2 protein-coding genes are annotated in these 2,665 nt (G+C 69.7%); both read left to right on the forward strand.

What is annotated here, in order from left to right:
• The coding region (gene secD / locus VFF46_RS32550; RefSeq protein WP_325041075.1) for a protein translocase subunit SecD at positions 1 to 2,305 on the forward strand (2,305 nt) is incomplete at its 5' end.
• A 58-nt stretch (positions 2,306 to 2,363) separates the two neighbouring features.
• Positions 2,364 to 2,665, forward strand: a 302-nt coding sequence (locus tag VFF46_RS32555; protein WP_325041076.1) for a DEAD/DEAH box helicase, incomplete at its 3' end; no start/stop codon positions are given.

Consider the following 2,665-nt stretch of genomic DNA (forward strand, 5'->3'; position numbering starts at 1 on the left):
TTCGGTGAACCGGTCGTCCCTTGTCCGTGCTCTGCTCGCGTTCCTGGTGCTGGCGGCGTCGACGTACGTCACGCTGACGGCGAAACCACAGCTCGGTCTGGACCTGCGCGGTGGGACGCAGATCGTGCTCGAGGCCAAGGATTCGCCGACGGTGAAGGCGACGAAGGAGACCACCGACAAGGCGACGCAGGTCTTGCACCGGCGGATCGACGCGCTCGGGGTGAGTGAGCCGAACGTCACGCGCCAGGGTGAGAACCGGATCATCGTCGAGCTGCCCGGTGTCCAGGATCCGCGGGAAGCCGCGAAGGTGATCGGCAAGACCGCGCAGTTGACGTTCCACGAGGTTCTCGACCAGGTCGCGGCCAAGCCGGCCAAGCCCGCGGCGGGGGAGACCTACCTGCCGGGCGAACAAGGCCAGGGTTTCCTGCGCCTGGCCAAGCCGGCGATGACCGGTGAGCTGGTCAGCGGCGCCGACGGTCTGCTCGACCCGCAGCAGGTCGCGCAGGGCTGGTTCGTGCAGATGAAGTTCAAGGGCGACGGCGGCAAGATCTGGGCGAACATCACCGGCAAGGCGGCCTGCCAGCCGGTCGGTACGCCGCAGCGCCTGATCGCGATCGTGCTCGACAACGAGGTGATCAGCGCCCCGCAGGTCGACCCGAACGGTGGCAACCAGCTCTGCAACCTCGGCATCTCCGGCGGTACGACGACGATCTCCGGCTCGTTCACCGAGGAGGACGCGAAGGACCTGGCGGCGCTGATCTCGGGCGGCGCCCTGCCGGTGCCGGTCGAGGTCATCGACCAGCGTACGGTCGGCCCGTCCCTCGGTCAGGATGCGATCCAGGCGAGCGCCCTCGCCGCGATCATCGGCCTGGCGCTGACGGCCCTGTTCATCATCGTGGTCTATCGCCTGGTCGCCCTGATGGCGGTCCTCGGCCTGATCGGATACTCCGCGATCTCGTACGCCGCCCTGACCGCGATCGGCGCAACCCTCACCCTGCCGGGCTTGGCCGGCTTCGTGCTGGCGATCGGTATGGCGGTCGACGCGAACGTCCTGGTCTTCGAACGCGCCCGCGAGGACTACACCGCCGGCCGCACCGACGGTCTGCGCCGTTCACTGCGCAGCGGTTTCCAGAACGCCCTGTCCGCGATCGCCGACTCCAACATCACCACGCTGCTCGCGGCAGGCCTGCTGTTCTTCCTGGCCGCCGGACCGGTCCGCGGCTTCGGCGTCACGCTGTCGATCGGTGTGATCGCCTCCATGCTGTCCGCGCTGGTGGTGACCCGCGTGCTCGCCGAGTTCGTGGTCTCCCGTGGATTCGTACTGCGGCGTCCCCGGCTCAGCGGGATCGCCGGCCACGGCCGCGTCCGGACCTGGCTCGAAGCCCGCCAGCCCGCATTGATGAAGCACAGCAAGCGCTGGCTGGTGATCACCGCCGTCGCGATCATCGTCAGCGTCGCGGGTGTTGCCGTCCGCGGCCTGAACCTCGGCATCGAGTTCACCGGCGGCCGGCTGCTCGAGGTGAGTACGGCGCAGCGGATCACGCCGGACCAGGCGCGCGCCGCGGTCGCCGAGGCGGGCTACCCGACCGCTGTCGTGCAGGCCTCCGGTGCCGACGACTTCACGGTCCGGACCGGGACGATCAGCGACGACGAGGCCGAGAAGATCCGCGAGTCGATCTCCCGGACCGCCGGCGACACCGAGGTGATCCGCAACGAGAGCATCGGCCCGTCGCTCGGCAAGGAGCTGCGCAACAAGGGCCTGATCGCGCTCGGCATCGCGCTGTTCGCGCAACTGGCGTACCTCGCCGTGCGGTTCCGCTGGACCTTCGGCGCCGGCGCCGTCCTCGCGCTGCTGCAGAACGTCGCGGTCGTGGTCGGGATCTTCGCCTGGACCGGGAAACCGATCGACGGCATCTTCCTGGCCGCGGTGCTGACGATCATCGGGTACACGGTGAACGACTCGGTCGTGGTCTTCGACCGGATCCGCGAGACCCGGAGCGCGCGCGCCACGGACAACCTCGGCAAGACCATCGACACCGCGATCGTGAACGTCCTGCCGCGGACCATCAACACCGGCATCTCGACGCTGTTCATCCTCGCCGCGCTGCTGTTCCTGGGCGGCGACTCGCTGGCCGACTTCGCGCTGGCGTTGCTGCTCGGCATCGTCGTCGGTACGTACTCCTCGAACCTGACCGCCGCACCGCTGCTGCTCGAACTGGAGCGCCGCTTCCCGGCCCCGCCGCCGCGCCCGAAGCGTGCCCAGGTGGACCGCGACGCCCAGCCGGACCGCGGCGCGGTCGTCTAGGAGGTTGTCCACACCCCAGCCCGCCGGACAGAAATCTGTCCGCCGCGCGGGCTAGGGTATGGCGGTGGGTGTTGATGTGCGGGAACTGCTGGAAGCTGCCGTGTCCGGGATCGCCGGACAGACCCGGCCCGGGCAGGTGGAGATGGCGCAGGCCGTCGACACCGCGATGCACGAGGGGTCGCACCTGCTCGTCCAGGCGGGCACCGGCACCGGCAAGTCCCTCGGGTACCTCGTGCCCGCGCTCGTGCACGCGATCGAGGACCGCCGGGTGGTGGTCTCGACGGCGACCCTCGCGCTGCAGTCCCAGCTCGTCGACCGCGACGTACCGGCGCTGCTCGACGCGACCGAGAAGCTGCTGCC

Origin of the sequence: Kribbella sp., assembly GCF_035655035.1 — a bacterium.
Taxonomy (GTDB): Bacteria; Actinomycetota; Actinomycetes; order Propionibacteriales; family Kribbellaceae; genus Kribbella.